Below are 23,859 nucleotides of genomic sequence, written 5' to 3' on the forward strand. Positions count from 1 at the left end.
TCTTATCTTTGGGTCGTTGGCGGGCTGTGTTATGGCGGATCAAAGGATAATGGCTCCGTCTTCGACGGGTTGCGAGATAGTATGAGCACAGCGCAAGCAGAAATTTCCACCATTCTCATGGATAAGGTTGCCGATTGGCTGACCCAATCGGCGCTGGCGGGCAACGATCTGGAAACATTGGTAAAAGGCTTTTGCGAACGGCTGGCTGCTGCCGGCCTGCCGCTGAAGCGGGTGCATTTGAGCTTTTCAATGCTTCATCCGCTTTATGACGCACTTGGCTTCACCTGGATTCGCGGCCAGGGCATGGAAGTGGAAGGCTTCCGCAGTGAGAACGGCGTTCATTCGGACAGATTCGTGACCAGCCCGTATTACCATCTGCTCAGCCATAAGCTCGACCATATGCGGCGCCGGCTCGACCCGTCGATGCCGTCGGAATTTCCTGTTTTCGATGACCTCAGGCTTATGGGCGTCACCGATTACATGGCTTTCGTCCATCCCTTCAACGGCGATACCAGTCAAGGTATGATGGGCTCCTGGTCCACCGACAGTGATTCAGGTTTCAGCGACGGCATGATTTCGGCCCTATTGCGGATCCAGAACCATCTCGCTATCGCAACCAAAATGGCGGTGCTCACCAAGCTCGCCGACAACATGATGACCACTTATCTCGGCGGCGACGCCGGTAGGCGCGTGCTGGACGGTCAGATCAAGCGCGGCGAGGGCGACACAATCCGGGCCGCATTGGTCATGGGCGATATGCGCGGGTCGACAAGGCTTGCCGAAACCTCCGGCCGCGAGGTCTATATCGATACGCTCAACCAGTTTTTCGATGCCATTGCTGCACCTTTCAATCGCAAAGGCGGGCAGATCATGAGTTTCCTGGGGGATGGCTTCATTGCCGTCTACCCCTGCGAAAGACACCGCGCACAGTCCGAGATCGCCTGCCAGGCTGCTCTGGCGGCAGCGCACGAGGCCAGCGCGCGCATGATGGATCTCAATCTGCGCAGAAAGAAGCAGGGGTTGGGCGATATGAAATTCGGTATCGGCCTGCATGTCGGCAATGTGATGTTCGGCAATGTCGGGCTTACCGACCGGCTCACATTCTCTGTCTTCGGCTCGGCTGTAAACGAGGTCCAGCGCCTCCAAACCCTGACCAAGAAATATCCGCACAGCGTTCTCGCCAGCCAAGACTTCGCCGGCTATTGCGGCGCCAACAGCTGGCTGACGCTCGGCAAGGAGGAACTGGCGGGTATCAAGCAGAAGCTGACGGTGCTTTCACCCGATCTATCGGGTGCTCTCGCACTCGATGAAGACGGTGCGCCACAGCCGATTTACGACCGGAGATCCGACGCCGAGCAGGTGATGCTGCTTCATCGCGATGCCGCGCGGCTGTCGGCGGGCGACCGGAGGAAGCTCCAGTAACCGCTACGATCCGATCCAAACACGTCGGTGGCCGACTCCGTCGGAAACTCGTTTCGAATCCAAGTTGCTCTAGGCTGGCAATGCGCTAGTCTCTCCCTGGGCCTGCCGCTTGGCACGCCGCCAGAGTGGGGCTGGTTTGAGAATGAATTCGGGCGTTGATCTGCTGCGGATCGAGGATGTTGGCATCTCCTTTGCCATCATCGGGGGACCCTTGCATGCCGTCAGGCGTGCAAATCTCCGCGTCCTGCCCGGCAAGGTTACCGCGCTTGTGGGCGAGTCAGGTTCCGGAAAATCGGTTCTGAGCCAGGCAGTGATGGGCATTTTGCCGAACACAGCCCATGTTCGCGGCCGTATCCTGTTTTCCGATCCTGAAAAGCCCGGCACGACGCAGGATATCCTACAGATGCCGCGTGACGGACCCGAAATCCGGGCGTTGAGAGGGAGCCGCATCGGCAAGATCTTTCAGGAGCCGATGACATCGCTGTCGCCGCTGCACACGATCGGCAACCAGGTCAGCGAATCCCTGAAGATTCATACGCCCATGGCTCGGGCGGAGCGCAAGGCGCGGACAGAGGAAATGCTCAGCCTTGTCGGATTTCCCAATCCCAAGCGCGCCTATGACATGTATCCCTTCGAGCTTTCGGGAGGACTGCGTCAGCGCGCCATGATCGCCATGGCCCTTATCTGCCGGCCAGCTTTGTTGATCGCCGACGAGCCGACGACAGCGTTGGACGTCACAATCCAGGCGCAAATCCTGCAATTGCTGCGCGGGCTTCAGACGAAGCTGAACATGGCGATGCTGCTGATCACGCACGACCTTGGCGTGGTCGCCAATGTCGCCGACGAGGTGGTGGTCATCTACCATGGCGAGATCGTGGAAGCGGGACCTGTCGAGGCGATATTCCGCCGGCCAGGTCACCCTTACCTGAAGGGTCTGATGGCAGCCGTTCCGCATTTCGACCTGAAGCCTGGTGAAAGGCTAAAGGCGCTCCGCGAGGTGCCGGTCAATGTCGGGAACCTGCTCGGCAAGCAGACGGCGCCGGCATCGAAGGGGCCGGACGACATCCTGCTGTCGGTCAGGGATCTGACAAAGACCTTCACCATCCGCAAGTCCGGATGGTTCGGCGGCGGTCATCAAACCCCTGTTCGCGCCGTGGACGGCGTGAGCTTCGATATCAGGCGGGGCGAGTGCCTGGGTCTGGTCGGCGAAAGCGGCTCCGGCAAAACCACCGTCAGCAAGATCCTCATGCGGGCTGTCACCCCTAGCAGCGGCTCTGTGATCTTCAACGGCCGCGATGGACCGATCGACGTCTTGGAAGCCGAGGGAGACGCCCTGCGCATGCTGCGCGCGAAAATCCAGATGGTCTTCCAAGATCCTGTTTCGTCGCTTTCACCTCGCATGACGGTGGAGAACATCTTGAGTGAGCCGCTGGAAATCCATCAACGTGGCAATGCCGCGGCCCGACTCGCCACGGTCAAGAGCCTGATGCAGGCAATCGGGCTCGATCCGCGCTTCATCAAGCGTTATCCGCACAGTTTCTCCGGCGGGCAGCGTCAGCGTATCGGCATCGCGCGCGCATTGGCGCTGGGGCCTGAACTCCTGATCTGCGACGAGCCGGTTTCGGCACTCGATGTCTCTGTCCAGGCGCAGATCCTGAACCTTCTAAAGGACCTGCAGAAGGAACTGGGCCTGACCTACTTGTTCATATCCCACAACCTGGCGGTGGTGGACTACATGGCGGACCGCATCGCGGTGATGTGCGGCGGGCGTATCGTCGAGCTTGCGCCGCGCGAAATTCTGCTTAGGAAACCGATCCACCCCTACACGCGCTCGCTGGTCGCCGCCGTGCCTTTCCCCGATCTCGACAGGCCGATGGATTTCAAGACGCTGAAGCACAGCGGCGCTTCCGACACCAGCGCATGGGGACCGCAATTCCGCGACGAGGGCGACGAGGATATGCTGTCGCCGCTCGACCTTGGCGGCGGCCACCTCGTGCTGGCCCGACGTTCGGCCGATGTCAGCGAGTTACGCCATTGATCAACCGGCGCACCGTCCTTGGCCTCATGGCTTCGACATTTCTGCCGAGCCCGGTGCGCGCCGGCGATCTGGAGCCGGAATTTCTTCAGCCGCTGCTGGCGGCCAGGGCGCTGCCTGCACTCGCCGAGCGCTTGCCCAAGCGTCCGCGCGCGTTGAATCTCGCTGCGATGGGCCGGCAGCCCGGCGAGTATGGCGGCACGCTGCGCACGATCATCGGCAGCCAGAAAGATATCCGGATGATGACGATCTATGGGTATGCTCGCCTGGTCGGCTACGACGAAAAGCTCAACATGCAACCCGACATTCTCGACAGTTTCGACGTAGCGAATGATCGCGTCTTCACTTTCAAGATACGGGAAGGACATAAATGGTCTGACGGTAGCCTGCTGACGCCGGAAGATTTTCGCTATTGCTGGGAAGATGTCTGGCTGAACGATGAACTTTCGGAAGGCGGGCTCGCCCCGGCCCTGCTGGCGGACGGCAAACCACCACGCTTCGAGATCGTCGATCCGTTGACGGTCCGCTATAGTTGGGATGCGCCCAATCCCGACTTCTTGCCCAAGCTCGCCGCTGCTTCGCCGCTATCGCTTGTTCTGCCGGCCGCCTATCTCAAGCAGTTCCACAAGAAATACCAGGATCCATTCCGGCTCGCCGGCCTGATGAAGGAGTACCGGACCCCGAAATGGACGCTCCTGCATATCCGCATGTCGCGGCAGTATCGACCGGAGAACCCGGAGCTGCCGACGCTCGATCCCTGGCAGAACCGGACCAAGCCGCCGGCTGAGCAGTTCATCTTCGAGCGCAACCCGTTCTTTCATCGAATAGACGAGAATGGCCGGCAACTGCCCTATGTTGACCGGATTGTCATGAATGTCAGCTCCTCGGCGATCATTTCCGCCAAGACCGGTGCGGGCGAGAGCGACCTGCAATGCATGGGAATTGACTTCGCCGACTACTCCTTCCTGAAGGACGCGGAGAAGCGTTACCCGGTGAAGATGCATCTCTGGAAACGTACACAGGGCTCGCGGCTGGCGCTGCTGCCCAATCTGAATTGTGCCGACCAGGTGTGGCGTGGCCTCTTCCGTGACGTGCGCGTGCGCCGCGCACTTTCGCTCGCTGTGGACAGGCGCGAGATCAACATGGCTGTGTTCTACGGATTGGCGCAGGAAAGTGCCGATACGGTCCTGCCGGAGAGCCCGCTCTACCGACCGGAATTCGCGAAAGCCTGGGTCACCCATGATCCCGACCAGGCCAATGCGCTGCTCGACGAGGTCGGGCTTCAGGCGCGTGACGATGACGGCTTGCGGATACTTCCCGACGGACGCCCGGCGCAGGTCATCGTGGAAACGGCCGGCGAAAGCACCCTGGAAACCGACGCGCTCGAACTCATCACCGATCACTGGCGCAAGATCGGCATTGCCCTGTTCATCCGGACTTCGCAGCGAGACATCTTCCGCAGCCGCGCGCTTGGCGGCGAGATCATGATGTCGATGTGGTCGGGCATCGACAACGGCGTGCCGACCGCCGACATGAACCCGTACCAATTGGCCCCCACCATCGACGACCAGCTGCAATGGCCGCTCTGGGGTGCTCACTACTTGTCTCATGGCATGGTCGGTGAGGCGCCCGATCTTCCTCCTGTGGTCGAGCTGATGGCTTTGCTCAAGCGCTGGAACGCATCGACCGAAGCCGCGGAGCGCGCCGAAATCTGGAATTCAATGCTGTCGATCTACACCGATCAGGTGTTTTCGATCGGCACGGTGAATGCAACGCATCAGCCGGTTCTGGCGTCCTCGCGGCTGCGCAACCTGCCTGACAAGGCGCTCTACGGCTACGACCCGACGGCCTATTTCGGTGTCTATATGCCGGATACATTCTGGCTTGGAGAGACCTGAGCGTGCTTCGATATATTGTCTGGCGCATCGCCGTGATGGTTCCAACGTTGCTGGTCATATCGGCGCTGGTGTTCACGATCATCGAACTTCCGCCGGGCGACTATTTCGACAGCTATGTTGCCGAGCTTCGGGCCCAGGGCGAAGCGGTGGATTCCGATCGCATCCAGATGATGCGCAAGGAATATGGTTTCGACCAGCCGCCGGTCATTCGCTACTTCTATTGGGTCGGCGGAATGCTGCACGGCGATTTCGGCTATTCCTTCGAATATGAGCTGCCGGTTCGCGACGTCGTCGGCGACCGAATGTGGCTGACCGTGCTGGTTTCCTTCGTCACGATCATCGTCACCTGGCTCATCGCGTTTCCGATCGGCATGTACTCCGCCACGCATCAATACAGTTGGGGCGACTACGGCCTGACGTTCTTGGGCCTTCTCGGCCTTGCCATTCCGAACTTCATGCTGGCGTTGATCCTGATGTATTTTGCCAACATCTGGTTCGGCACGTCCATCGGCCATCTCATGGACCAGCAATATCTCGGCGAGCCGATGAGCTGGGCCAAGGCGCAGTCGATCCTCGCCCATCTCTGGATCCCGGTCTTGATCATCGGCACCGGGGGCACGGCAAGCATGATCCGGCGGCTGCGCGCCAATCTGCTCGATGAGCTACACAAGCAATATGTCGTGACCGCGCGCGCCAAAGGCCTTCATCCCTTCAAGGCGCTGGTAAAATATCCGCTGCGCATGGCGCTGAATTTCTTCATCTCCGACATCGGCTCTATCCTGCCGGCCATCATCTCCGGCGCCGAAATAACCGCGATCGTGCTGTCTTTGGAAACGACCGGGCCGATGCTGATCAGGGCGCTGCAGAGCCAGGACATGTATCTGGCAGGGTCGTTTCTGATGTTCCTCGCCTTCCTGACGGTCATCGGTGTCCTGATTTCCGACCTGGCGCTGGCGCTGCTTGATCCACGAATTCGTTTGCAGGGCGGCAGCACCAAATGAGCACGCAATCGCCGCTGCCCGCTCCGGGTGCTCCACTGCAACACTACGTTTCCACCGCGCCCTTTGACCTGCAGTCGGTCGAGGCGATGACGCCCGAGCAATCGAAGGTCTATCAGGCGTCGCAGTTGCGGCTGATGTGGTGGAAATTCCGAAAGCACCGGATTGCCGTCGTATCCGGCATATTCCTGGCAGCGCTTTATTTCGGGATACTGATCTGCGAGTTCCTGGCGCCCTACAACCTGCACACGCGCAACATGGACTACATCTATTCGCCGCCGCAGCGGGTGCACCTGTTCCACAACGGCCAGCTTGTCGGGCCGTTCGTCTATGGCCGCCAGATGACGCTGGATATGGACACGCTCAAGCGGAACTACGTCGAGAAACAGGATGATGTTCAGCGAATCCGTTTCTTCTGCAAGGGCGACAGTTACCGGTTCTGGGGCCTGATCGAAGGTGACAGGCATTTTGTCTGCCCTGCCGAAAACGGCCAGCTCTTTCTCGCCGGCACTGACAGGCTGGGGCGCGATGTGCTCTCGCGCATCATCTATGGCGCACGCATCTCACTGACAATCGGCCTCGTCGGCATCAGTTTCAGCTTTGTGCTCGGCATTGTCATCGGCGGACTGGCCGGCTATCACGGCGGTATCTTCGACCTGATCGTTCAACGGATAATCGAAGTTCTGCAATCGATCCCCAGCATTCCGCTATGGCTGGCTCTGGCGGCGATCATGCCGATAACCTGGAGCCCGATCCTGATCTATTTCGGCATCACCGTCATCCTCGGGCTGATCCACTGGACCGGACTGGCGCGGGCCGTGCGTTCAAAGCTTCTAGCCTTGCGCGAGGAGGATTACGTTCTGGCCGCGCAATTGATGGGCGCCAGCAGCAGCCGCATCATCGGGCGTCACCTCATTCCCGGCTTCATGTCGCATCTGATCGCGACGGCGACGATCTCCATACCCGGCATGATCCTGGGCGAGACGGCGCTGAGCTTCCTCGGGCTCGGGCTGAGGGCGCCGACAACCAGCTGGGGCATCCTGCTCACCGAGGCACGCAGCGTCAGCGTGATCGCCTTCTATCCATGGCTGCTCTTGCCGATGCTCCCCGTCATTCTCGTCATCATGGCGTTCAACTTCTTCGGCGACGGGTTGCGGGACGCTGCGGACCCCTACAAGTGAGATCGCTACTTCCGCCACGCCGGGGCCGCAGACCCCCCCGAATGGTCCTTGCCGGCGGCCTGCCTGGTTGTTGCAGCGTTCATCGTTCGCTTCTATAGGTGGCGAGACGCGATCGGAGTTTGGCGGGTCACCTTGAACCGGTTCTTATCGCGGGCATTGCCTATTTTTTTGAGCAGGTTCAGGACACACAGACGCATATGAGTCGCCTCGATAATTTCATCAGCAGGATGAGCGCGCAGCGCGACATTCTCAATCAAATCTGCCCCGAAGTGTCGAAGATGGAGGGGCCTGTGCTTGAGCTCGGCCTCGGCAATGGCCGGACGTTCCACCATCTGCGCGAGCGCCTGCCCGGGCGCCGGATTGTGGTGTTCGACCGCGAAGTCGGCGCACATGCCAGCTCCATACCCGACGCTGAAAACCTCGTGCTCGGCGAAATACGCGAGACGGCGGTCAGGTTCATCGGCATCGACGCCGCTCTTGTCCATGCCGACATCGGCACCGGCTATGACGATCGCGACGCAATAACCTCTACCTGGCTTCCCGATCTGATCGCGCGCCTGCTTCGCGTCGGCGGCTTCGCGGTCAGCGGCACGCCGCTCGATCACCCGCTGTTGCAACGCCTTCCGCCGCCGACTTCGGAGCCCGCCGATCGTTATTTTCTCAGCAGGCGCGTGTGAGGGTGGAGACGATCCCACGTCCCCAGGGGCCAAGTTTTCGGGGCCAAGTCTTCAAGGGATCATATATACTGCTATCTCCCGCTCAATGCCGCGCAGCGAAACCTCGTGGGGTTCGGGCGTCAGCGCGTTCCTGCGCAAAAGATCGGCGGTGAGATTGTCTTCAACCACCGCACGGGTGGCGAAGATCGCTTGGGCGTTGGCTAGGTTCTGGACCCGCGAAGCGATGTTGACCGTCTGGCCGAAATAGTCCTGCCGCTCGTTCATGGACACGGCGATGCAAGGGCCGGCATGGACTCCGATCTTGAGAAGCAGATCCTCGCGCCCGCTCTTGTCGTTGAGCGCACGCATGGCATCGCGCATCCTGAGGGCCGCTGCAATCGCACGGTCAGGCGTCGCGAAGGTCGCCATCACCGCATCACCGATCGTCTTCACCACCGCGCCCGCCTCCGCCGCGACGATCTCGTGCAGAACCTGGAAATGCGAGCGCACAAGATCGAACGCTGAAAGGTCGCCCACCCGCTCGTAAAGCGCGGTCGACCCGCGCAGGTCGGTGAACAGGAAAGTCAGGCTGGTGATCTTCAGGCGCTGGTTGATGTCGAGCGTATCCGTGCGATAGAGATCGCGGAACGTCTGGTTGGTGAGCAAGCGCTTGGCTGTGAGGAAGGGCCGGCGTTTGCCGAGGAGATCATGCAATTCCTGGCCGGCGATAAAGACCGTCGGCAGCACACGGGTGTCGGTCCTGTTTTCCAGCGAAATGCGCAACGGGCCGGGTTGCATCTCCAGCGTCTGGTTCTGGACATGGTCGCGGTCGAAGACCAAAGAGAGGCTTCGGCGCTCCTTTGTTGGTTCGCCCTTCACGTCGATGAACTGCGCTGAATGGGTGACCGGCTCGAAGATAATGATGAATTCGGACGGAAGCTGTATGGGCAGAACCGCCTTTTCACCGGGTGCAAGCTCGATATCCTCCAGCGAGAACGCTTCGATCGTTTTCGCGAAATCCTCGTCCGGCAGATCGACGCCGGACGCCCAGTAGATCTGGCGGAAATATTCCACCATCGGCAATTCGTGTGGATTGTGGGCGGCAATCCTGCGCACGCGGGGATTGACGGTGAATGTCACCTCAACCATCTCGTCGAGGGTCGGCGAATAGCCCTCGGCGCACAGCGCGCAGGTGTATTCGTCCTTCTGCATGGTTTTCAGCGTGGCGTTGGTGTCGAGCACGCCGCCACAGCCGGGGCACAGAACATTCCAGGAAATGTCGAAGACGCCCACCCGCGCCGCATGGAGAAAGGCGCCTATGGCGCGCTCCTCGTCGAGGCCATGCTTGCTGGCGAAGGCCGGCGCATTGATGCGGCAAAGTTCGCGGTCCTTGCCCTCCGAGATGGTTCGCTGGATCGCGTCGATTGCCTGTGGATCGACATCGGTCGATTGCCGCAGAAGCGAGAACAGATCCTGAGCTTCGTTCATCGTGCAGGCTCCGGAAAATGCGCCTCCCGAGGCGTGTTGACCGGACCGCTCCTTGGTCCGAGTGATTCATTTTACGTCGAAACGGATCGTACGGCCATTCGAATAGACAAGTCTGGTGACAGCTCGATTTCCATCGGACCGCAAGCGGCACTATGATGGTCAACGGGTATTCACCTTTTGGGGCCCTTTCCATGCAGACGTCCGACAATCCGCCATTTCCAGCAGCCCTGCGCATTTTCTCCGCTGGGGTCATCATCGTCCTGATCGTGGGCGCCGGCCTGTTTTTCGCGCCGGCGCTGGTCAAGCCGCGCTGGCCCTGGCCCGTCACGCCATTCAGTGCCCGCTTCCTCGGCGGCTTCTACACCGCCGAAATGGCGGTGATGGCGGCGCTCTTGTTCTGGAACCGCTGGTCGCCCGGCAGGCTAGTGCTTGTCATGGCCTTTATCTTCACCGTTATCGTGTCGGCGGTTTCGTTGATCAATCTGGGCTATTTCAACTTCGAGCGCAAAGCGGCCTGGCTCTGGTTCCTGGTTTATCTTGCCTCGGCCGCGGTATCCGGGCTCTTCCTGTGGTGGGCCAGGGGCCGTCCTTCAGCAAAAGGCGTGACCCTAAACCCGGCATGGCGCGGCTACATGTTGGCGGAAACGGTGATCCTTGGCCTCTACGGCGTCGGCATGTTGCTGTTTCCCCAAGTGGTTAGCAGCAGCTGGCCATGGCCGGTCGATCCCTTCCACGGCCAGGTCTACAGCGCCATCTTCCTCGCCGGCGCCGGTGGCACATACCTCGTCTGGAGAAGTGCGCCCCGCGAGGAACTGCTGGTGCTCGGCCTGGCGCAATTTCTGGTCGGCTTGCTTGCCATCCTTGGCTTGGTCATCACCGACGCCGCGGTGCACCGGATCGACTGGACGGCGACTAAAACATTGTGCTGGCTCGCCCTTTTCGGCTGGATCGCCGTCAGCGGCATCTTCAAACTCTACGCCGCTTCCCGCCATTTCAGCTCGCAACCGGTATAATAAGGTGCAGAGACGGCTGGATTTTCAGGTGACGTCCGGTGCATCGTGCCGAGCCGATTGCCTTCGCCGGAAACGCCATGAGCAGCACGACCTCCGCTGAGAAAATCCAGCCGCAGCTCCGCGCCGTTAGGCCGAGCGATGCGGAGGCGCTTTGCGCCATCTTCAACATGCCGGGCTTCCGCTGGGGTACGCTCAGGATGCCTTTCGAGATGGTGGAGCAGGTGGAGCGGCGCATCGCCAAGTCCGGCCAGGAAACCACCTGGATCGTTGCCGAGTTGGACGGCAAGGTCGTCGGCCATGGCAACCTTGTTGTGCAGGGTTCGCCGCGCCGTTCGCATATCGGCGAGATCAATATCGGCCTTGACGATGGCTTTGTCGGCAAGGGCATCGGCTCTGCCATACTTGGCGCGCTGCTTGATGTAGCCGACAACTGGCGCGCCCTGAAGCGGGTCGAATTGACCGTCTATGCCGACAACGAACCGGCCATCCGTCTCTACGCAAGCCATGGCTTCGAGGTCGAAGGCCGGCATGTGAAGGCCGGTTTTACCGACGGCCAGTACCACGACCTCCTGAGCATGGCCCGGCTGCGGTTCTGAGATCCGCTGTCTCCCTTGGCGTTTGCACCGCAAGCGGCTAGACGGGACCAATGACCGCCGTCTTTGACCCAACCCCTGCGCCTCCGGCAGAAATTCTGGCTGTGCTGTCGCGGCTCTGCCCGGAAGTCGTGCGTGACATCGAGCAGAACTGGAATGCACCGGTTTCCGATTACGCGTGCCATCTGTGGCGGCCGGTGGCAAGGCCTGCATCGGGCCTGGCGATCGCTGCCCGCTCGATCCTGCGCGAAGTCCTGCAGCCGCGCCTCGGTATGATCATGCTGCCTGAGGAGATCGGCAAGGCGCTCGACGAGTTCGAGCACAGACCGGTGATTCAGTCCGGCCTGCACTGCCTGCTTCTTATGGACCGGATCACCTTCGATGCCCTCCTGCTTGCCTGGCTCGGTGCGGTCGAAAACGGGCTGTCGGCCTTCTTCTGCTTCATGGGAACGACGATGACCATGGAGACCATCGGCCGGGAGGGGCCGGGGTGGCTCGATATCGGCGACGACAAGGTCAACCTGTTTGGCATGGGGCGCCACAAACTGTGCCGCAAAAGCGCATGCGCGGCCGGCCCCGTGACCCTCAATAAGCGCGCGCTCGAAGCGGTGGGCGATGAAACGGATGCCAGTCGCTGGCTGGGCACTCTGCTTGCCAGCCAGGACAAGGTGTTTGGAACTGCCGCCGATGCGCTGACAGCCCTCAACGAGGATCTGGTCGCCGATTGGGATCGTTCCGGCATGGCCCGGCCGGTTTTCATCGACGATCGGCTCGCCGCTTCTGCCATGGCGCGGCATCTGGAAGATGACGGCAGCCTTCTTTCCAGGCTGCTCTTTGAGCCTGCAAGGCGCCAACGTCTCGAACGTGCCTTGGAAGAGGCCGCATCGGGCCCTTTCGGCAGATTCCTGCCCAATGCCACGGACTATTTCTGGGGCATCCGCGAGGAGCGCGTGCGCAAGCTCGTCCTCGCGAACGGACACCTGATCGAGCCTGACAGGCCGCATGGCCTTTCCATCCCGTTCGAGCGGCAGCATCTCAAGCAGGCGCTGCTGGACGGCCTGCTGCTGCCGAACCTGTTCCTGACGTTCCTCGTCCTAGCCATATTGCCGCGGGTGCGGGTTGTGGGCGGCCTGAGACAGATTGGCTATGTAGCGCTTTTCCACTCCATCCTGCTAGCTGCACTAGATGAGACCGCGCCGGAAGAGCGCGATCTGGCTGCGGAGCTGCAGGTTCGGGAAAATGCCTGGGGCATGCGGGTCATCGATGAAGAGATCTCGGTCCGCGAGCAGCTTGCCGGCCTGCCGGAAGGGGCGCTCTTCCCCGACCTGCTACGGCAATACCGTTTGCGGACTTTTGCAGAGACGACCGACGACCTGAAATTGGTTCGCGAAAACGCCCGATGGCGCAAGATCGGCCAGGCGGGGATCAACGCGACCTGAACCTCGCGCGAGGCCTCATTTCAGGTTGATTTTCTGGTGCGCAGCCGCATGGCTTCATTTGTCATTGCACCACACCGGCCTTGCGGAGCCCTTCGACCATGAGTTCGAAATCGGCCGGGTTCTTGTAAGGCAGAACTTTGCGACGATATTCCAGCGAATAATCGGGGTTGACGCGAAGCACCTCCTGCCATGCCGCGCGGGCCTCGGCGAAACGGCTGAGATGGCCATAGCTGGCGGCCAACAGCGTGCGCGAGACATCGGTGGTAGCATTGCGAGCCAGCCGTTGCAGCAAGAGGTCAACGGCCTCGTCGTACCTTCCCAGTTGAAACAACGCCAAAGCCTGGAAGTGCAGAAGCACATCCGGAAAATATGGGTTCAAGGTCTTTCCCCGGGCGAAACTCTCAAGGGCCTCCTCAGGTCTGCCTGAATAGTACAGCGTTTCGCCGCGGCAGACATGCGCTTCTGCGAAGTTCGGATTGAGGACCAGTGCGCGCTCGACCTCTTCGATGGCCTCATCGTGCCGTCGTGTATACAGCTTGGCTATCGCCAACGCCCAGTGCGCCCAGGGATCATTGTCATCGAGCGTTACCGCTCGCGTCGCGGCCTCTTCGGCTTGCGCCATCGATTCCGGCGGCGACGCACCCCACCTGTTCAGGTAATCGATGCCGTGCGTGAGGGCGAGGAAAGCGTAGGCAGAGGCAAAATTCGGGTCCAGTTCGGTTGCGTGTTGCAAGAGCTCGCGAGCCGCAAGGTTCGTCTCCTTCGTCAGCCGGTGCCACAGCTCCCGGCCGCGCAGGAAACAGTCATACGCCTCGGTGTTGCGAGGGTGCTCGGGCGCCAGCCGCAGACGGGCATCCTCAGTCAGGTTGAGTGCCAGCGCACTGACGATCTGCTGCGTCACGTCGTCCTGCACCGCGAATATGTCGGTGAGGTCGCGATCGAACCGCTCTGCCCAGAGATGGCCGCCCGTGGTTGCATCGATGAGCTGCGCGGTGATGCGCACCCTGTTGCCCGACTTGCGTACGCTGCCCTCGAGCACATGCCGCACGCCGAGCTTCGTGCCTACGTCCTGCACATGGACGTTCTGGCCCTTGAAGGTGAACGACGAATTGCGGGCGATGACGAAGAGCTGTGACAGTTTGGACAGCGCCGTGATGATGTCTTCGGAGATGCCGTCGGCGAAGTAGTCCTGTTCGGCGTCACCGCTCATGTTGGCAAACGGCAGCACGGCGATGGACAGTTTCGGCGCTGCCGTGGCCGGCCGGCTCGTCGCGGTTTGTGGAGTCGCGGCCGCCTTGGTCCCGGCGCTGCCGACTTGCAGCGAATAGACCCGGATCGGCTCGGCGATGTTCTTGAGCTGTGTGCTGCCGAGATCGCTGACCGAGAGGTCGAGCCTCGCCTTGACCTGACGATAAGCATCCTCGGACAGGCAGATGGCGCCGGGCGCTGCGACGCCCTCCAAGCGCGAGGCGATGTTGACGCCGTCGCCCATCAGGTCGCCGTCGCTTTCCTCGACCACATCCCCAAGATGGATGCCGATCCTGAACTCGATGCGGCGGTCCTGCGGTACGCCGGCATTGCGCTCAACCATACCGTGCTGAATCTCAACGGCGCAGCGCACGGCATCCACCACACTGCGGAACTCAACCAGCGCCCCATCCCCGGTGCGCTTGATCACCCGTCCGTGGTGCACTGCGATGATCGGATCGATCAGGTCGCTGCGCAGTGCCCGCAACCTCGCCAAAGTACGATCTTCGTCCGCGCTCGCGAGCCGGCTGTATCCGACCACATCCGCAGCCAGGATCGCGGCCAGCTTACGGTTCTCGCTCATGGGTCCGTCTCCTCATCTCCAAGATAGCAGGAAGACGGAGGGTAAGAGGGAACTTTCGCAAACGACGGCGATGCAGCCGCCCGAATCGGCAGCGCTTTGCCACAGGACCCACACTGATTGCTCGATGCCCATTTGCGCTGCCGCTTGCCGGTCGACGGCTATCGGTTCATCCTGTGAATGCCCTGGCCGTGAAGTGCGTAGAAAGATCACGCCGTCACGGCCCCTAGAGCCGGATGATTTCGGGTCGAATCGATCTGAGGTCTGAATCCGTCTCTAAGTCAAAGAGATAGAGCATGATGTCGTCCGAAAACCGGTTCACACTTTTCGGCATCATGCTCTGGTGAGGTCTGTCCGATGGACTGCTCGGGCTGCGGTTTCGAGGTTGAAGGCGGTTACGCTTTCTGTCCGAAGTGTGGCAGGCGCCAGCCCGTGCCGTGCGCCAGTTGCGGCTACCTCTGCGCACCGGATTTCGAGTTCTGCCCGAAATGTGGGGCAAGCGTCGGTGCGCCCGCAAAGGCGGTCGAACGGCCTGCTCCGACACTAAGCCGGACCATTGTGCCGCCTTCTCGAACGCCGTCGCTGCTTGCGAACATCGAAAGCGAAGAAGGGGCGCACACCGTCTCTGATGCCGATCGACGGACGGTAACGGTCCTGTTCGCCGACCTCTGCGGCTTCACGACACTCAGCGAGCAACTCGACCCCGAGGTCATGCAAGCGCTGCAGAACGAATTATTCAAGGAATTGACGGCGGCCGTGCGAAACTTTGGTGGTTTCGTCGACAAATTCATCGGCGATGCACTGCTCGCTTTGTTCGGCGCGCCGGTCGCGCATGAGGACGATCCGGAACGTGCGCTTCGCGCTGCTCTCGACATGATCGCCCGGACGGCGCGGCTCGGCGAAAGCGCACCCCACTCCGGCACGCCTCTGTTACTCCACATCGGCATAAACACTGGTCCGGTCGTCACCGGCGGATTGGGCATCGGCACCGCCAAATCCTACTCGGTGACGGGTGATACGGTGAACACGGCGCAACGCCTGCAATCGCTGGCCGCACCGGGCGAGGTGCTGGTGGGCGAGCTCACGCACAGGCTGACCCGGCATGCCTTCTCTTACGAATCGCTGGGCGATGTCGTCCTTCGCGGCAAGGCCGGCAGTGTGCTCGTCCATCGATTGGATGCACCGCTTGCGGCGCCGCGTGCAGCGCGTGGGCTCGAAGCGCTCGGCCTCAGCGCGCCGATAATGGGTCGGGATGCGGAGCTCAACAGAATGCTGGCGAGCCTTGACCAGGCGTGCGGCGGCTCGGCCCAACTTGTCCGCCTCGTCGGCGAAGCCGGTATCGGAAAATCGCGGCTGGTGAAGGAGCTCGTTGCCCGCATCGGCGACGAGGATCGTTTTCGCAATGTCGCGGTGCGGCAGGCCACGTGCTCACCGCTGGGCGAACAATCATTCGGCGCCCTGGGCGCAGTGGTGCGCAGCGCCGCCGGGATGATGCAACACGACAATGGCGACGAAATGCGGGGCAAGCTCGCAGGCTTGCTCACCGATCTCGGCCTGCAGGGCGAGGAGGCGAAGCGGCTGATGCCTTTGCTCTACCATGTGCTTGGCCTTGGGGACCCCGAGGCCGCCTTGCAGCATGTCGAGCCCGAGCAGTTGCGGCGGCAAATTCTCTACGCAGTCCGCACGATCATCGAACGGCGGCTTGCGTTGTCGCCGCTGTTGATTGTCGTCGAAGATCTGCATTGGGCCGACGCCGTGTCGCTCGAGGCACTGCGTTTCGTGATGGACAAGCTGGAACGCACACGGCTGATGTTGCTGGTCACGCATCGTCCGGCGCCGGACAACGGCCAGCTCGACTCAAGTCGCGTCAGTCACACGGCGCTCAGGCTTTCGCCGCTCAACAGGGATGACGGACGCAACCTGCTGGCGGCGCTTTTCGACGAGAGTTGGGTAAACTCCGCGGGAGTGCTTCTCGACCAGATCCTCGAGCGCGCGGGCGGCAATCCGCTTTTTATGGAGGAGATCGTTCGCGGCCTCATCGATCGCGGTTTGTTGACGCGCGAGGGTCAGCGATGGCGGACCGTGGCAGGCGACGTCGCAACCGGCATTCCCGCCACTATCCAGGCAATGTTGCTTGCTCGTGTCGACCGGCTGCCGCCAGAGGTGCGCCGGTTGGCCCAGGAAGCCGCGGTCATCGGCCCGCGCTTCGATGCCACACTTCTGAAAACGGTGACGGCCGACCCCGGCCGGCTGGAAGCCGGCTGCGAACTGCTTTGCGATGCGGAGATCATCGAGGAAGTTGCCGGATCAGGCTCTGTCTCGTCGCAAAGCTACCGCTTCACGCAAACATTGCTGCAGGATGTGATTTACCAGAACCTGCTCCTGCAACGCCGGACCGACATCCACGGGCGGGTCGGCGCCGCCTTGGAGCAAATGCTTGGCGACAAGCCGGAACGGCTCGAGGATTTGACCGTGCTCGGTCATCATTTCGCACAGAGCGCCGAGCGGGAGCGGGGCGCGCATTACCTGCAGGCCGCAGGCGATCGCGCTCGCATGATATACGCCAATGACGACGCCCTTCGTTTCTACGAGCGAGCACTGACCGCGTTGGACGCGACCAGGCAAACACCGCTCAAACTGGCAATTGCAGAGCGCATTGCCGATTTGAGCGGCCCGGCAGGCCGCCGCGAGATCGCGCACCAGCACTACGAGACGGTGTTGCAGGCCCATCGCGAGTCAGCCGATCGGGTCGCTGCGGCGCGAGTTTTGCGCAAGATCGGTCGGCTGCTCTGGGATGTCGGCAAGCGCGACAACGCAGAATCCCGCTATGCCGAAGCGGCAGTGCTCCTCGATGGAGCGGACGCCCCAGTCGAGCAGGCGCATCTGTGGCAGGAGCGTGGCCGACAGGCATTCCGCAGCGGAGATCACGCGCTCGCAACAAAATGGGCAGACGCGGCGCTGGACTGCGTAAGGACGCTGACGACGGAGCATGTCTCCGAGGTCGGGCGCGATGCCACTCTTGTGACAGCCGAGGCACTCAACACCAAGGCTGTCGCACTGGCTCGTCTCGGGCGAAACCATGAAGCGGTGCGTGAGGTCGAGCGCAGTATTGAATTGGCCGAAGCCGCCGGTCTGGCGGGTGCGGCCTGCCGCGGCTACACCAATCTCGGCGTGCTTTACACGACCATCGATCCGGCCCGGGCGATGGAGGTCTGCCGGCGCGGTCTTGAAGTGGCGCGCCATATTGGCGATCTGGGCTTCCAGGCGCGCCTCCTCGTCAATCTGGCGGTCGCCTGTTGTACTTTCACGGATCGTTGTCCAACGGAGGGCGTTCCTGCTGCCGAGCAGGCCATCGAGATCGACCGGGCGCTCGACCAGCGCGAGCACCTGCCGGTGCCGTTGATCGTGCTTGGGCAGATCCACCAGTGCAATGGCCGCCCGGAACTGGCGGTTGGCTTGTTCCACGAAGCACTGGACGTAGCCCGCGAAACGGGCGAGCCCCAATTGCTGTTTCCGTGCTATGATGGTCTCGCAACGCTTAATCTCGACCTCGACAATCTGGCCGAGGCCGAGCGCTACTTTTCCTTGGCGCAGGATATATGCGCCCAGCACGGGCTCGACCCGGAAGCGCTTGTGGTGCTGCCTTTTCTCGACTAGCCGGGCGGGAGGTTGGACATGTCTGCGCCTAGTGACTTGGTACCGCTTCAACCGGGCGACCGTGCGCCGAACGTGATACTCGACGCCATTACCCAAGAAGGCAAGATCGCGCTTGACGACTTTCGCGGACAAAAACCGGTGCTGGTCGGCCTGTTTCGAGGCCTTCATTGTGCATTTTGCCGGCGCCATATCGCCGCCCAGGCGCGGCTTGATCCGGAGCTGCGCGAAAAGGGCGTGGGGAGCCTGACGGTGGTCAACACGCCGATCGAACGGGCGCGTCTCTATTTCCGCTACCACCCGATGCCGAATCTGCTTGCGGCCTCCGACCCTGAACGTGCTTCTCATCGGGCTTTTGGACTGCCCAATCTCGAATTCACCGAAAACGAGACGAACTGGCCGTACAAGGTCGCGATGGCAGCGGCGAAGGATATGCGGGTCGACATGCCAGGCGAGCTGCCCGGTCCAATGGATCCCATGGCGGCCGGCGAAATTCTCGACAAGAAGGACCATTACGAACTGACCGAAGCCGACAAGCAGATGATGGCAACGGGATACGGGCAATTGGTCGGTCAGTTCCTGCTGGACCGGCAGGGGATCGTGCGCTGGAGCTTCACGGAGGTTCCAGAGGGTGGGCGGTACATGTTTGGGGCGCCAAACCCACGGGAGCTGATGTCGGCCGTGTCGCAAGTCGCCCAATAGACAAAGTTCACCGCTCCTTGAGCACGGCCTCGACAATGGCAACAAAGTGATCGAGCGAGCGATCCCCGCGAATCTCGATGCGTGGAAGGTCGATGGGATCGCAATCGAGGTCCGCCGGCCCGTGTCTGGCGCCGAAGCCGACCCGATAGCCGCACTCCCTGGCCAGCCGGCCAAGCCGTCGGTCGGTGACAGAGAAGGGTGCCGTGAACGCCGTGGTTGGCCGACCGGTCCACCGTTCGATGAACATACGGGAGCGCAGGAGCTCGGCGGCCAGGTCAGAGCTCGACAGACCATCGATCGCGCCATGTGTCGCCATATGGCTTCCGAAGAAGGCACCTTCGCCGGCGAGGCGTCGCACCATCCCAGCGTCCATAAGCGGCGTCGGCGGACCGCTGTGCGCGTCCCACCGTGCACTTTCACCCACCAAGTCCGTCACCAGGAACACTTCCGCGGTCAGGTCGTTCGCGCGCAAGGTCGGCCAGGCCTGGTCGGCAAAGTTCTGGAAGCCGTCATCGAAGGTAATGAGCACTGGGCGGCCAACGAAAGGTTGGCGGTTGGCGATGCACCCTTCCAACTGCTCTGAATTAATCGCGTGAAAGCCATTGGCGCGCAGCCATGCCATCTGGCTGGCGAATGCGGCAGGCGTGAGTCGAAAACGGGCGAGCGCGGCCGGACCATCATCGGAGACGCTGTGATACATGAGGACAGGGACACGCTGCCGCCGCTCGTTACGCGCGACGTCGCGGCGCAAGGCCCGCGCCCCGCCCCAAATGATATTTCGCGCGACCCCGATTTCGATACGCGCGCGGATTGGCACATGATCGATCATCGGTTCCGTCGCCACATCGTCCGGCGACAGGCGGCGGAAACGGTCTATGCGGTAGAGCTCGGTCTGGATCGATTGCTCGAGCACGAGGCCTTCGGTCGCTGCCAGCGTCTCCGAGATAGCTTGGGCACCGAATGTGTTCCAGTCGAAGCCCGTCCTTTCAACATTGTCACGTAGGACGAATGCGTGCGCGCTGATGAAACTGCCGCCAGGCGCCAACGCCTCGGCGAATTTTTTGGTGATGCGTCGCAACTCGGCGAGATCATCCAGATAGTAGAGCACTTCCGAACAAAAGATCAGATCCATCTCACCCGGCAGCGTGTCCACAGCGAAATCCAGCACGCCGAACTCAATGTTAGGCCGATCACTGCATCGCGCACGGGCCCGCTCGATGGCTATGGCGGAGATGTCGGTTGCGGTCAAATGGCTCACACGCGACGCCAGCTGCCGCGTGAAGTGGCCCTCCGCGCAAGCCAGCTCAAGCGCCCGTCCGATGGGACCGGCAGGCAGGATTTCGAGCTGCCGCTCATATTTTTCCTGCTCATATAGCGAGCCGTAGTTCCACGGATCCTCGGTCGCGAAATAGCTATTCCAGAACGCCGTGCGATCATTCCTGTCCGTGGTCCGTGCTCGGCGCGGCGCGGCAGGAGGCTGTGCTGGTTCGGCGCTCGACCGGACCAGTTCCCGCGCTTCAGCGGCCAATTGGGCGAGCTTGCCGAAGTGACTGTCCGGATCGGACCGGCGTTCGGCTGTGGACGACAATGCCTCGGCTGCAAGCGTGTTTGACGTGTCGACACCGGCGCCCTCCTGCGGCACGGTTGATCGTCCAGCAAGCCTTGCCGTACTGTCTGTAAGCCGCTCAGCGGGCACGATATTCCGGATCAACTCAATCCAATGATCCCTTGTCACTGTCCCGAGCACGCCAAACTGCAAGACAGCCTCGATCTGGCCGTCCTCCATCAGATAGGCATAAATTCGATCGATGCCTTCCGGTAGTTCAATCGCGGTCGGATTGCGTGCGTCGACGCGAATTCCAAGTATCCGCGCCAGCCTGCGCGGCGCGGCAAGATCGTCGGCATCGAGAAGCATTTGCTCAAGCTGATACTGGACGCGGCGACCCGCTGCGGGATTGTCCCAGACCTTGCCGAGTTCGATGATCAACTCGGTGAGGGAACTGCCGAACCTGCCCCACCTGGAAGCCAATTGCGCCGGCACCGACAGGCTTCCAGCCATAAGGCCGTCGAAGATCACCTTGGCGATCTCATGTGTCCACTTACGTCCTGCGGGGAGCGCGCGCAGGGACTGCGGATCGATCGAGCGCGAGCCGCGGCCGCAATCCGACGCGGCGTTCCGCAACGCGGTCCACGCAAGGGCTTCGGAAGCAGTACCGCCGTTCGCATTATCGTTGGCCATCGAGCTTTCGTTTTTTCCCGCAAGAGTCGGCGAATGTCAAAAACGGATGACGGCATCGGATGGCAGCACTGCTCTGTCAAGGTCGGGGAGGATTAGAGGCAGGCAAAAAGGCTTGGTGACAGGCTGAATGGCAAGCGCTCATGCCCCTCGTGTATGGCCTGGGATCCTGGTGCCGGCGTTCTGTGCCCAGAATCACCTATGCCCGGTTCATGGAAACGCCCGGAGTTCCGAGCCGAGGTCGAAATACCTCCCCTGAGGGCTAGTAGACACCGCCAAGTAACTGGCGCAACGGTCTAGCCCGCACCGATGACGCCTTGTACCACAACATTGGCTTGTTGAAGTTAGTAGCAACGACGGACATAGATGTCGTTGCTTGCCGATTTGACCGGAAGGTTACAGCACGATGCCACGCATGATTCGACGATTGGGAGCCAGGAATCTGGCACGCCGGGCACGACGTCTCGGATATCTGACGGCGATGGTTGTCCTGATTGCCGGGCCGCTCGTCTCTGGTATCGCCCTCTTGCTGGCTGGTCCGGCACAGGCGCAGTCACCAGCGACCGTCCCGCCTGAAAGGGTCAAACAGCTGTTCGAGCTTCTCGACGATCCGTCAGTGAAGGCCTGGGTGGCCGAACAACGAAATCAGGACTCCGGGTCAACGGCAGCGCCTGCCGCGGCGGGAGTTTCGCCGGCCGACGCATCGTCCGACGCCGTGGCCGCACCCGGCCAGATGAATACGATGGCATCCTCGACGCTCGATCGGATCAAGCATCATATCGAACGGATCGTGCGAACCTTGCCCTCGCTGCCTGGCCAGTTCGCGCGCGTTCGGGAAGCGACCATGGAGGATATGTCCAGCAGGGGGCCAGCCGGCGTACTTTTGCTGATTGCGATTTTCATCGCCGCCGGCCTGGCGCTGACCTGGGCCACGTACAAACTCACCCGTCCATTTCGTCTTTGGATTATCGCGCAACCGAAGGATACGCCCATCGGGCGGGCCAAGAAGATTGGTGGTCGGCTGCTTTATTCCAGCCTGCTGATCGTCTCGTTCGCGGTGGGCAGCGCCGGCGCGTTCATGTTGTTCGACTGGCCAATGCTCATCCGTGAGATTGTGCTGACATTCCTGATGGCTGCCGTCGTTACGTGGGGTGTGCGCACGTACGTCATAGCCCTGCTCGTCCCTTCCTTCATGCATGTTGAGAACGCCGTCGAGGTTCGTGCCTTGCCGATCACCAACGAGACGGCCGACCATTGGTCCTATTGGCTGTCGCGGACCGTCGGCGTCTTCGCCTTCTTCGCCGCCGCTTTTATCCTCCTGCCCGGTCTCGGCATCGACCGCGATGGGATGATGGTCCTGTCGGTGGGCGCCGATTTCGTGCTGCTGGTGCTCTTGCTGCTTGCCGTCTGGCGCCGGCCAAGAATGCGCCGGGACGATGGGCACGGTCACACGGCAGCGACATGGTTGTTGACGTCCTATTTCGTCGCTCTGTTCCTGGAGCGTATCGCCGGCCTGTACACATGGTTCTGGTTTACCTTGGCCGCATTCGTCCTGCCTTTGGCAATCGTGCTGACGCAGCGCGGGGTCAATTTCGTCCTGCGGCCGGGTTCGGAAGATGTTGGCCGGCCTACGATCCCGGCGGTGACGATCGCGGTCATCGATCGCGGAATCCGGATGATGTTGATCCTGGCGGCGGCTTACTTCCTCGCGCGTGTCTTGGGCCTGGACATGCAATCCATGCGCGACAGTGATACGACGACGACGTTCATATTGCGCGGCTTGATCAACATCGTGGTCATTGTCCTCGCAGCCGATTTCGGCTGGTCGATCATCAAGGCTTTGATCGAACGAAAGCTGGGCATCGAAATGCCGCACCCTGTGATCAACGAGGAGGACGTTCCGATCCTCGATCCGCAGCAGGCACGGCTGCACACGCTCTTGCCGATCCTCCAGAACATGCTGCTCGCATTGATCATCGTGATGGCGGTGCTGATGATGCTCGCCTCTTTGGGTATCCAGATCGGCCCGCTGATCGCCGGCGCTGGCGTCGTCGGCGTCGCTGTGGGCTTTGGCGCACAAACCGTCGTCAAGGACGTCATTTCGGGCGTGTTTTTTCTGCTCGATGATGCGTTTCGTGTCGGCGAATATATTTCCTCGGGCAATTACAAGGGTACGGTGGAAAGCTTCTCGCTGCGCTCGGTAAAGCTGCGCCACCATCGTGGTCCGCTGTTCACGATACCGTTCGGTGAACTCGGGGCAGTCCAGAACCAGAGCCGTGACTGGGTTATCGACAAATTCAACATCACCGTCGGCTATGACACCGATATCGACTTCGCTCGCAAGCTGATCAAGCGGATCGGTCTCGAACTGGCGGAAGATCCCGAGTTCAAACACTGGGTACTCGACCCGATCAAGATGCAGGGCGTACAGGAATTCGGCGAGTACGGCATCGTGTTGAGGGTCAAGGCCATGACCAGACCCGGAGGCGCCTTCGGTATGAAACGCAAATTCTATGTACGCATCCGCCAAGCCTTCAAGGAGCAGGGCATCGAACTGCCATTTCCGACCGTCCACGTCCAGGGGCTGCAGAACCCACATGAGGCAGAGAATGCGCCGTTGGAGATCGCACCCGAGTTGCAAATGGCCGTCGCGCAGTCGCACACCAATCGGCGCAGAAAAAAAGCCAGCACAACGGAGTAGGAAAGCTGTAACACC

15 protein-coding genes are annotated in these 23,859 nt (G+C 61.3%); 12 read left to right on the forward strand and 3 right to left on the reverse strand.

The window, feature by feature from the left end; all coding sequences use genetic code 11:
• Positions 1–81: 81 nt before the first annotated feature.
• From EB235_RS08920 to EB235_RS08945, 6 genes are all read left to right on the forward strand, one after another.
• Positions 82–1,422 (forward strand): adenylate/guanylate cyclase domain-containing protein, encoded by a 1,341-nt coding sequence (locus EB235_RS08920; protein WP_027031337.1) that lies wholly within the window; start codon positions 82–84, stop codon positions 1,420–1,422.
• Between the two features lie 142 nt (positions 1,423–1,564).
• A complete protein-coding gene (locus EB235_RS08925; RefSeq protein ID WP_027031336.1) occupies positions 1,565–3,460 on the forward strand; it encodes an ABC transporter ATP-binding protein in 1,896 nt (631 codons plus the stop codon).
• Complete coding sequence (locus tag EB235_RS08930) at positions 3,457–5,355, forward strand: ABC transporter substrate-binding protein (RefSeq protein WP_027031335.1); 1,899 nt, start codon at positions 3,457–3,459, stop codon at positions 5,353–5,355. The genes EB235_RS08925 and EB235_RS08930 overlap by 4 nt, the downstream gene beginning before the upstream one ends.
• Before the next feature lie 2 nt (positions 5,356–5,357).
• A complete protein-coding gene (locus EB235_RS08935) occupies positions 5,358–6,356 on the forward strand; it encodes an ABC transporter permease (RefSeq protein WP_027031334.1) in 999 nt (332 codons plus the stop codon).
• Positions 6,353–7,534: an ABC transporter permease gene (locus EB235_RS08940; protein WP_027031333.1), complete on the forward strand. Its 1,182-nt coding sequence runs from the start codon at positions 6,353–6,355 to the stop codon at positions 7,532–7,534. The genes EB235_RS08935 and EB235_RS08940 overlap by 4 nt, the downstream gene beginning before the upstream one ends.
• A gap of 197 nt (positions 7,535–7,731) precedes the next feature.
• Positions 7,732–8,211 (forward strand): class I SAM-dependent methyltransferase, encoded by a 480-nt coding sequence (locus EB235_RS08945; protein ID WP_027031332.1) that lies wholly within the window; start codon positions 7,732–7,734, stop codon positions 8,209–8,211.
• A gap of 51 nt (positions 8,212–8,262) precedes the next feature.
• On the opposite strand, the gene EB235_RS08950 is transcribed toward EB235_RS08945, so the two are convergent.
• Entirely contained in the window at positions 8,263–9,678 is a 1,416-nt protein-coding gene (locus EB235_RS08950) for an adenylate/guanylate cyclase domain-containing protein (protein WP_027031331.1), read from the reverse strand.
• Positions 9,679–9,869: 191 nt separating this feature from the next.
• Between EB235_RS08950 and EB235_RS08955 the strand changes: the two genes are divergently transcribed.
• The 3 genes from EB235_RS08955 to EB235_RS08965 all read left to right on the forward strand — a co-directional run bounded on the left by EB235_RS08955 (position 9,870) and on the right by EB235_RS08965 (position 12,723).
• A complete protein-coding gene (locus EB235_RS08955; protein WP_027031330.1) occupies positions 9,870–10,691 on the forward strand; it encodes a hypothetical protein in 822 nt (273 codons plus the stop codon).
• Between the two features lie 77 nt (positions 10,692–10,768).
• Positions 10,769–11,287, forward strand: coding sequence for a GNAT family N-acetyltransferase (locus tag EB235_RS08960; RefSeq protein ID WP_032926510.1), 519 nt, complete (start codon positions 10,769–10,771; stop codon positions 11,285–11,287).
• Positions 11,288–11,337: 50 nt separating this feature from the next.
• Entirely contained in the window at positions 11,338–12,723 is a 1,386-nt protein-coding gene (locus tag EB235_RS08965; protein WP_027031328.1) for a hypothetical protein, read from the forward strand.
• 61 nt (positions 12,724–12,784) lie between these two features.
• On the opposite strand, the gene EB235_RS08970 is transcribed toward EB235_RS08965, so the two are convergent.
• Positions 12,785–14,554 carry an adenylate/guanylate cyclase domain-containing protein gene (locus EB235_RS08970; protein ID WP_027031327.1) on the reverse strand — a complete coding sequence of 590 codons (1,770 nt, stop codon included), beginning with the start codon at positions 14,552–14,554 and terminating at the stop codon, positions 12,785–12,787.
• A gap of 354 nt (positions 14,555–14,908) precedes the next feature.
• Here EB235_RS08970 and EB235_RS08975 point away from each other — a divergent pair, with 354 nt between their 5' ends.
• The gene (locus EB235_RS08975; protein ID WP_027031326.1) at positions 14,909–18,208 is read left to right on the forward strand and encodes an ATP-binding protein; all 3,300 of its coding nucleotides are present in this window, start codon (positions 14,909–14,911) and stop codon (positions 18,206–18,208) included.
• 18 nt (positions 18,209–18,226) lie between these two features.
• Complete coding sequence (locus EB235_RS08980) at positions 18,227–18,907, forward strand: redoxin domain-containing protein (protein WP_027031325.1); 681 nt, start codon at positions 18,227–18,229, stop codon at positions 18,905–18,907.
• Positions 18,908–18,914: 7 nt separating this feature from the next.
• On the opposite strand, the gene EB235_RS08985 is transcribed toward EB235_RS08980, so the two are convergent.
• Positions 18,915–21,146: an SAM-dependent methyltransferase gene (locus tag EB235_RS08985; protein ID WP_245268842.1), complete on the reverse strand. Its 2,232-nt coding sequence runs from the start codon at positions 21,144–21,146 to the stop codon at positions 18,915–18,917.
• 478 nt (positions 21,147–21,624) lie between these two features.
• Between EB235_RS08985 and EB235_RS08990 the strand changes: the two genes are divergently transcribed.
• A complete protein-coding gene (locus EB235_RS08990) occupies positions 21,625–23,844 on the forward strand; it encodes a mechanosensitive ion channel family protein (RefSeq protein ID WP_027031324.1) in 2,220 nt (739 codons plus the stop codon).
• Positions 23,845–23,859 lie beyond the last annotated feature (15 nt).

This window comes from Mesorhizobium loti R88b (assembly GCF_013170845.1).
Classification (GTDB): Bacteria; Pseudomonadota; Alphaproteobacteria; order Rhizobiales; family Rhizobiaceae; genus Mesorhizobium; species Mesorhizobium loti_B.

Bases quoted from the DNA above. Each gene is read 5' to 3' on its own strand.
- EB235_RS08920 (WP_027031337.1), top strand. From the start codon at position 82: ATGAGCACAGCGCAAGCAGAAATTTCCACCATTCTCATGGATAAGGTT.
- EB235_RS08925 (WP_027031336.1), top strand. From the start codon at position 1,565: ATGAATTCGGGCGTTGATCTGCTGCGGATCGAGGATGTTGGCATCTCC.
- EB235_RS08940 (WP_027031333.1), top strand. From the start codon at position 6,353: ATGAGCACGCAATCGCCGCTGCCCGCTCCGGGTGCTCCACTGCAACAC.
- EB235_RS08945 (WP_027031332.1), top strand. From the start codon at position 7,732: ATGAGTCGCCTCGATAATTTCATCAGCAGGATGAGCGCGCAGCGCGAC.
- EB235_RS08950 (WP_027031331.1), bottom strand. From the start codon at position 9,678: ATGAACGAAGCTCAGGATCTGTTCTCGCTTCTGCGGCAATCGACCGAT.
- EB235_RS08955 (WP_027031330.1), top strand. From the start codon at position 9,870: ATGCAGACGTCCGACAATCCGCCATTTCCAGCAGCCCTGCGCATTTTC.
- EB235_RS08960 (WP_032926510.1), top strand. From the start codon at position 10,769: ATGAGCAGCACGACCTCCGCTGAGAAAATCCAGCCGCAGCTCCGCGCC.
- EB235_RS08965 (WP_027031328.1), top strand. From the start codon at position 11,338: ATGACCGCCGTCTTTGACCCAACCCCTGCGCCTCCGGCAGAAATTCTG.
- EB235_RS08970 (WP_027031327.1), bottom strand. From the start codon at position 14,554: ATGAGCGAGAACCGTAAGCTGGCCGCGATCCTGGCTGCGGATGTGGTC.
- EB235_RS08975 (WP_027031326.1), top strand. From the start codon at position 14,909: ATGGACTGCTCGGGCTGCGGTTTCGAGGTTGAAGGCGGTTACGCTTTC.
- EB235_RS08980 (WP_027031325.1), top strand. From the start codon at position 18,227: ATGTCTGCGCCTAGTGACTTGGTACCGCTTCAACCGGGCGACCGTGCG.
- EB235_RS08985 (WP_245268842.1), bottom strand. From the start codon at position 21,146: ATGGCCAACGATAATGCGAACGGCGGTACTGCTTCCGAAGCCCTTGCG.
- EB235_RS08990 (WP_027031324.1), top strand. From the start codon at position 21,625: ATGGTTGTCCTGATTGCCGGGCCGCTCGTCTCTGGTATCGCCCTCTTG.